The following is a 7,076-nucleotide window of genomic DNA, read 5'->3' on the forward strand; positions in this document are numbered from 1 at the left end:
CGTCGGACGCGTGATTTTGGCCTTCCTGATGGCGACGGGGCGGCTGGCCCTGTTTACCGTGAACGCGCTGTTCCATCTGTTTACCCCGCCTTTCTATCCGCGCCTGATCGTCAAGCAGATGGTCGATATCGGTTATTACTCGCTGCCGGTCGTGGGCCTGACCACTATTTTCTCGGGCATGGTGCTGGCCCTGCAAAGCTATACCGGTTTCGCCCGCTTCTCGGCCGAGGGCGCGGTGTCGACCGTGGTCGTGCTGTCGATGACCCGCGAATTGGGGCCGGTGCTGGCTGGTCTGATGGTGGCCGGGCGCATCGGCGCTTCCATGGCCGCCGAAATCGGCACCATGCGCGTCACCGAACAGATCGACGCCCTGGTCACGCTGTCGACCAATCCCATGAAATATCTGGTGGCGCCGCGCATTCTGGCGGGCCTGACCATGCTGCCGATTCTGGTGCTGGTGGGCGACATCATCGGTGTCTTCGGCGGCTATGTGATCAGCATCTACAAGCTGGGCTTCAATCCGGCCACCTATCTGACCAAGACCTACGACTATCTTGAATTCATGGACGTGTTCTCAGGCCTCGTGAAGGCCGCCGTCTTCGGATTCATCATCGCGCTGATGGGCTGTTACAACGGCTACAATTCCAAGGGCGGCGCGCAAGGCGTGGGTGCGGCCACCACCAACGCCGTCGTTTCGGCCAGCATCCTGATCTTGATCTTCAACTACGTCATCACCGAACTGTTCTTTGCCAGATGAGCACATCGCCCGAACCAAAAATCCAGTTGATGGATGTCCATAAGCGTTTCGGCCACAAGGTGGTGCTGGATGGTCTGAATCTGACCGTCGGCAAGGGCGAATCGGTGGTGGTGATCGGCGGCTCGGGAACCGGCAAGTCGGTCATGCTGAAATCGGTGCTGGGTCTGCTGACGCCCGAGAAGGGCAGCATCAAGGTCGATGGCGAGGAAGTGATCGGCCTGGGCCTGTCCGACCGCGAACGCGTGATGAAGAAGTTCGGCATGCTGTTTCAGGGCGGCGCTCTGTTCGACAGCTTGAAAGTGTGGGAAAACGTGGCCTTCGGCTTGATCCAGGGCCTTAAGATGGATCGGGCCAAAGCCCGCGACATCGCCTTCGAAAAGCTGGCTCAGGTGGGTTTGACAGCCGAGGTGGGCGAATTGGGGCCTGCCGAACTGTCGGGCGGCATGCAAAAGCGCGTGGGTCTGGCCCGCGCCATCGCCGCCAGCCCGGAAATCATTTTCTTCGACGAACCCACGACCGGCCTTGATCCGATCATGGCCGACGTCATCAACAACCTGATCGTGAAATGCGTGAAGGAATTGGGCGCTTCGGCGCTGTCGATCACGCACGACATGGCTTCGGCGCGCAAGATCGCGGATCGCATCGCCATGATCTACAAGGGCAAGATCATCTGGGACGGCCCGGTGGCCGACATCGACAAGGCCGAAAACCCCTATGTCGACCAATTCATCCACGGCCGGGCGGAAGGCCCGATCAAGATGGAAGTGAAGGTCTGAGCGCTCGATGGCCAAGGACACCTCCCGCTTCGTCTGCCAGGAATGCGGGGCGATCACTTCGAAATGGGCGGGCAAGTGCGAAACCTGCGGCGCTTGGAATTCCATCCTTGAGGAAAAAGCCGAAGCGGCGGTGCCCAAGGGCATCACCGCCAAGGGCGGCAAGCGCATCGATTTCGTTGACCTTGAAGGCGCGCCCGAAAATTTCGCCAGACGCCTGACCGGCATTCACGAGTTGGACCGCGTGGCGGGCGGCGGGTTGGTTCCCGGCTCGGCCCTGCTGGTGGGCGGCGATCCCGGCATCGGCAAATCGACCTTGTTGTTGCAGGCGGTGGCGCGCTTGGCCATGGGCGGCGCAACTTGCGCCTATATTTCGGGCGAGGAGGCCGTCGATCAGGTGCGGCTGCGCGCGCAGCGCCTGGGGCTTGAAAAGGCCAAGGTGCAATTGGCCTCGGCGACCAGCGTGCGCGACATCCTGGCCAGTTTGGATCAGGCTTCGACCCCTGACGTGGTGGTGATCGATTCCATCCAAACCGTGTACCTGGATACGCTCGATTCAGCGCCCGGCACGGTCTCGCAGGTGCGTTCGGCGGCGGCCGAACTGATCCGTCTGGCCAAGCGCAGGGGCTTCGTGCTGTTCCTGGTCGGCCATGTCACCAAGGAAGGCCAGTTGGCCGGGCCGCGCGTGCTGGAACATATGGTCGATACGGTTCTGTATTTCGAAGGCGAGCGCGGCCATCCCTATCGCATCTTGCGCGCCGTCAAGAACCGATTCGGCGCCACCGACGAGATAGGCGTTTTTGAAATGACCGACAAGGGCTTGATGGAAGTCGAGAATCCATCGGCCTTGTTCCTGGCCGAGCGCAGGGGCAACGTAAGCGGCAGCTGCGTCTTTGCGGGCGTCGAGGGAACAAGGCCCATGCTGGTCGAGATTCAGGCCCTGGTGGCGCCTTCCGGCCAGGGCACGCCCAGGCGCGCCGTGGTGGGATGGGACAGCGGTCGCTTGTCGATGATGCTGGCGGTTCTGGATGCAAGGTGCGGCATGTCCTTGTCGGGCAACGATGTTTACTTGAACGTGGCGGGCGGCTTGAAAATCACCGAGCCGGCAGCCGATCTGGCCTGCGCCGCAGCTCTTTTGTCCTCCGCCACCGACCGGCCGGTGCCAGCCGATCTGGTGGTGTTCGGAGAGGTGGGGTTGTCGGGCGAGGTTCGCCCCGTCGGCCAGGACGAGGCCCGCTTGAAGGAGGCCGCCAAGCTGGGCTTTGGCGCCGCCCTGATCCCCAGGCGACGGCGCAAGGCGCCGGGTGGCGTTCAGGGCATTTCGCCCCGGGAAATCGGCCATCTGGAAGATCTGGTCGCCTTGTTTCGCGAGGACAAGCCATGAACGGCATTCAGGCTTTGGATGCGGTGGTGCTGATCGTGCTGGCGGTCTCGGGCGTCTTTGCCTTCATGCGCGGATTCGTGCACGAACTTTTGTCGCTGGGCGGTTGGGCAGGGGCCATTTTTACGGCCATGTACGGGCTTCCCCATCTTCGCCCCATCGCGCGCGATTGGATCAGCCTGTCCTGGCTGGCCGATTTGGCGGCGGGCGGGGCGCTGTTCCTGGCCGCTCTGGTTCTTTTTTCCATGATCACCCATGCGATTTCGCGACGGGTGCGCGACAGCAATCTAGGCCTTCTGGACCGCACGCTGGGCTTCGGCTTCGGCCTGCTCAGGGGGGCAGCCATTGTTTGCCTAGCTTGGCTGGTTCTGGGCTGGCTGGTGGTTATCGATGACCAGCCCTCTTGGATTCGCGAGGCCAAGACACGACCTTTGCTGAAAATGGGCGCCGAGATACTGGTTTCTTTAGTGCCGTCCGGTTTGGACGAGGCCGAGAAAAACGCCAAGGCGGCGGCCGCCAAAGCCCAGGAAGCGGCTGAAAGCAAAGAAATGCTGGACCAGTTGCTGAAGCCCGGCCCCAATGCGCCGCCCGAGCGCGCCAAGGGCGGCTATGACGCCAAGGATCGAAGCGAACTGGACCGATTGATCAAATCCAAGCAATAATGCGTACCCCAGTCCCAGGAGTTGGAACCATGTTCCCGGCAAGCGACCCCGACAAGATGCACGAGGAATGCGGCGTATTCGGCATCTACGGCCATGCGAGTGCTGCCGCCCACGCGGCATTGGGCCTGCATGCGCTTCAGCATCGCGGCCAGGAGGCGGCGGGCATCGTCTCGTGCGAGGGCGAGCGTTTCTACACCCATCGCGGCCTGGGCGAGGTGGGCGAGAATTTCGCCGACCAGTCGGTGATCGGCACGCTTCTGGGTCATATGGCCATCGGCCATGTGCGCTATTCCACGGCGGGCGGCGCGCTGTTGCGCAACGTGCAGCCTTTCTTTGCCGAATTCGAGTTTGGCGGCCTGTCCATCGGTCACAACGGCAACCTGACCAACGCCAACCTGCTGCGCCGCGAACTGGTCAAGCAGGGCTGCCTGTTCCAATCGACCTCGGATACCGAGGTGGTGGTGCATTTGATCGCCAGAAGCCAGTTCTCGACCGTCGAGGACCGCATGGTCGATGCCCTGAAGCAGGTGGAAGGCGCTTATTCCCTGGTGGCGCTGACCGAGAATTCGGTGATCGGCGTGCGCGACCCGCACGGTTTCCGCCCGCTGGTGCTGGGCCGTTTGGACCAAGCCTGGATTCTGGCGTCGGAAACCTGCGCGCTCGACATCATCGGCGCCGAATATGTGCGCGACGTCGAAGCGGGCGAGATGGTGATCTTAAGCGAGCAGGGCATCAAATCGCTGCGTCCCTTCAACAAGGCGCCCAAGCGCTTTTGCATTTTCGAATACATCTATTTCGCCAGGCCCGATTCCGTGATCGAGGGCATCAGCGTCTATGACACCAGGAAGCGCATCGGGGCCGAATTGGCCCGCGAAAGCCATGTGCCCGCCGATGTCGTGATCCCGGTGCCCGATTCCGGCGTTCCCGCCGCCCTGGGCTACGCCCAGGAATCCGGCGTGCCGTTCGATCTGGGCATCATCCGCAATCACTATGTCGGGCGCACCTTCATTGAACCCACCGACGGCATTCGCAATCTGGGCGTCAAGATGAAGCACAACGCCAATCGCGCCCGCATCGAAGGCAAGCGCGTGATTCTGGTCGACGATTCCATCGTGCGCGGCACCACTTCGATCAAGATCGTCAATATGGTCAGGGCGGCTGGTGCCAAGGAAGTGCATATGCGTATTTCAAGCCCGCCCACCGTGAATTCATGCTTCTTCGGTATCGATACGCCCGAGCGTGAGAAGCTGATGGCGGCGCGCATGAACCTCGAGGAAATGGCGCGCCATATCGGGGTCGACAGCTTGGCTTTCATCTCGATCGACGGCCTTTACCGCGCCGTGGGGGCGGGACCGCGCGACGGCGAGAATCGCTCGTTCTGCGACGCCTGTTTCACCAGCGACTATCCGGTGCCTTTGACCGATCAAAACGGCGGCGAGGCGGCGCGCCAATATACGCTGCTTTCCGAGACAAGGTGATGGCGGGCAGGCTTCAGGGCCGCATCGCCCTGGTCACCGGGGCGTCGCGGGGGATCGGGCGCGCCGTGGCTTTGCGCTATGCGAAGGAAGGGGCGACGGTGATCGCCCTGGCCCGCACCCAGGGCGCGCTAGAGGAACTTGACGACGAGATCAAGCAACTGACCGGCCAGAACGCCGTTCTGGTGCCGATGGACTTGCGCGACGGCGACAAGATCGATCAGGTGGGGGCGGCGCTGTTCGAACGTTTCAAGCGCCTGGACGTGCTGGCGGGCATTGCGGGAGCTTTGGGCATGCTGGCCCCGGTGGGCCATATCGGCCTTAAGGAATGGGCCGAACCCATGGACGTGAACCTGACCGCCAATTGGCGTCTGATCCGCGCCATGGACCCGCTGTTGCGCATGTCGGACGCCGGGCGCGCCCTGTTCGTAACCTCGGGCGTTACCAAGGGCGTCTTTCCTTTTTACGCCGCCTATGCCGCTTCGAATGCGGGGTTGGAGCAGATGGTGCGCATCTATGCCGCCGAAGTGGGCGACATCACCAAGGTGCGGGCCAATCTGGTCGATCCCGGCATCGTGCGCACCCGCATGCGGGCCACCGCCTTTCCCGGCGAGGACCCAATGCAACATCCTGCGCCCGAGGAAATCACCGATGTTTTCGTCGATCTGGCCGAGGTCGCGTGCGACAGGTCGGGCGAGATCGTACGGGCAGGCGTTAGGCCTTAATTCCCCGCACGAGAGATACGGCATCGTCATTAGAAAATGATCCTTGACGAACCGCTAGTAATGGTATATTAACCATCCTATTACCGCCCTTATTGCGCCCAGGAAGGATCGCCGTCATGAAGCGAAGCCGCCTTTTTTGTTGACCAAAGGAGAACGACGATGAAGCCACGGACAACGCCGACGTCATTTGCCAGGCCAGGGCGGATAGGTTGGCTCAAAATCGTGGCCGACGCTCTGATATTTGGAAACCGATCCCCAGTTCTGGCCGAGCGGATAGTCTGGACTGGCCTTGGCTTCCGGCAGGTTGGGGTTGCACGGTTTGTAATTGTCCCAACGTTCGCGCAGCTTGTCTGGCGGCAATTGCCAGTCATCCTCGCCCAAGTCGTAGGGGTCACGCTTCTTGTCCCATTTGGGCGAGAAGTAGAACCCGCATTCAGGAACCCACATAAATCCTTCGCTGGCAATTGCGGGCGGACGATCCGGGGTGTTCTTTCGAAAGGAGGGCGCATGGAAAAACATGAATTTATATCGCGTAAATTCTTCTCCGGGCGTTTCAAAATGGTGGTCCTTCACAAAAAGCAAAACGAAGTTTCTGCCCGTGCCGACGATCCTGTAAAAGCCCTCGGCGGGATAGTTGTTGCCGTAGGTGATGCGGCCATCAGCGTGAAGGATCATGTAGTTGATGGCATGGTAGTTCTGCATGAAGGTCGGATACCATTTGCCTAGAAAGAATTTCATTCCCTGATTTTCGGGAATGAGAGGCCAGTGGGTGTCATAGGGCAGCCGCATCTCCTGGTCCTGGCACCATCCCCTGATGGGGTGGAGCGCCAAAGCAACCAAGGCCGCCCATAAACAGCAACGCAACGCGTATCTCACGTCATCTCCCTCCCGGCTTTGGCGGGAACGGCGTTGTTTGAAACCGCTTGAAGGAAAGACGATCAATCGCGCTACCGTAATTCGGAATAAAATTTCCAGCCCCAATTAGAAGCTGGTTTGTTCGGAAAGTACTTCGCCAGCTCATTCGGATCATCATGCTTTACAACCGGATTGCATTTTTTGTTGCTGTGCCAGAAGGCCAAGAGTTCGTTCTTACTCATGTTCCAGTGTTCTTCGCGGGTTTGGTTTCCATCCACGCCATCGCCGACCGGCTCGACAAAATTGTCAAGGCAATAGAAGAAATGCATGGCGAGCGGACGGTAATCAGGCGGCAGCTTGTCGCGGGTTCCAACGATTTCGGAAACACTGCCCGCCAAGATGACGAAACTGTAGCGGATGTCGGATATTTTATCGTCGGGATATGTGT

At 60.5% G+C, this 7,076-nt stretch carries 8 protein-coding genes; 6 read left to right on the forward strand and 2 right to left on the reverse strand.

Annotated features, from left to right (window positions below):
- Positions 1-28 precede the first annotated feature (28 nt).
- From HQL44_16760 to HQL44_16785, 6 genes are read left to right on the forward strand one after another with little or no spacing between them, the layout of a single operon-like run.
- On the forward strand, positions 29-757 hold the full coding sequence (locus tag HQL44_16760) for an ABC transporter permease (GenBank protein MBF0270236.1): 729 nt from the start codon (positions 29-31) through the stop codon (positions 755-757).
- The gene (locus HQL44_16765) at positions 754-1,533 is read left to right on the forward strand and encodes an ABC transporter ATP-binding protein (GenBank protein MBF0270237.1); all 780 of its coding nucleotides are present in this window, start codon (positions 754-756) and stop codon (positions 1,531-1,533) included. The genes HQL44_16760 and HQL44_16765 overlap by 4 nt, the downstream gene beginning before the upstream one ends.
- A gap of 7 nt (positions 1,534-1,540) precedes the next feature.
- Positions 1,541-2,914: a DNA repair protein RadA gene (radA, locus tag HQL44_16770; protein ID MBF0270238.1), complete on the forward strand. Its 1,374-nt coding sequence runs from the start codon at positions 1,541-1,543 to the stop codon at positions 2,912-2,914.
- Positions 2,911-3,573, forward strand: a complete 663-nt coding sequence (locus tag HQL44_16775) for a CvpA family protein (GenBank protein ID MBF0270239.1) — start codon at positions 2,911-2,913, stop codon at positions 3,571-3,573. Before radA ends, HQL44_16775 begins: the two co-directional genes overlap by 4 nt.
- Positions 3,574-3,602: 29 nt before the next feature.
- On the forward strand, positions 3,603-5,051 hold the full coding sequence (locus HQL44_16780) for an amidophosphoribosyltransferase (GenBank protein MBF0270240.1): 1,449 nt from the start codon (positions 3,603-3,605) through the stop codon (positions 5,049-5,051).
- Positions 5,051-5,773 (forward strand): SDR family NAD(P)-dependent oxidoreductase, encoded by a 723-nt coding sequence (locus tag HQL44_16785; protein MBF0270241.1) that lies wholly within the window; start codon positions 5,051-5,053, stop codon positions 5,771-5,773. The genes HQL44_16780 and HQL44_16785 overlap by 1 nt, the downstream gene beginning before the upstream one ends.
- A gap of 183 nt (positions 5,774-5,956) precedes the next feature.
- Here HQL44_16785 and HQL44_16790 read toward each other — a convergent pair whose 3' ends face one another.
- Positions 5,957-6,649 (reverse strand): hypothetical protein, encoded by a 693-nt coding sequence (locus HQL44_16790; protein MBF0270242.1) that lies wholly within the window; start codon positions 6,647-6,649, stop codon positions 5,957-5,959.
- Positions 6,650-6,720: 71 nt separating this feature from the next.
- The coding region (locus HQL44_16795) for a hypothetical protein (protein ID MBF0270243.1) at positions 6,721-7,076 on the reverse strand (356 nt) is incomplete at its 5' end.

It is taken from the genome of Alphaproteobacteria bacterium, from assembly GCA_015231795.1.
Lineage (GTDB): Bacteria > Pseudomonadota > Alphaproteobacteria > Rhodospirillales > WMHbin7 > WMHbin7.

Excerpts from the sequence above, each read along its gene's own strand:
- HQL44_16785 (MBF0270241.1), top strand. The coding sequence starts at position 5,051 with ATGGCGGGCAGGCTTCAGGGCCGCATCGCCCTGGTCACCGGGGCGTCG.
- HQL44_16780 (MBF0270240.1), top strand. The coding sequence starts at position 3,603 with ATGTTCCCGGCAAGCGACCCCGACAAGATGCACGAGGAATGCGGCGTA.
- HQL44_16760 (MBF0270236.1), top strand. The coding sequence starts at position 29 with ATGGCGACGGGGCGGCTGGCCCTGTTTACCGTGAACGCGCTGTTCCAT.
- HQL44_16765 (MBF0270237.1), top strand. The coding sequence starts at position 754 with ATGAGCACATCGCCCGAACCAAAAATCCAGTTGATGGATGTCCATAAG.
- radA (MBF0270238.1), top strand. The coding sequence starts at position 1,541 with ATGGCCAAGGACACCTCCCGCTTCGTCTGCCAGGAATGCGGGGCGATC.
- HQL44_16775 (MBF0270239.1), top strand. The coding sequence starts at position 2,911 with ATGAACGGCATTCAGGCTTTGGATGCGGTGGTGCTGATCGTGCTGGCG.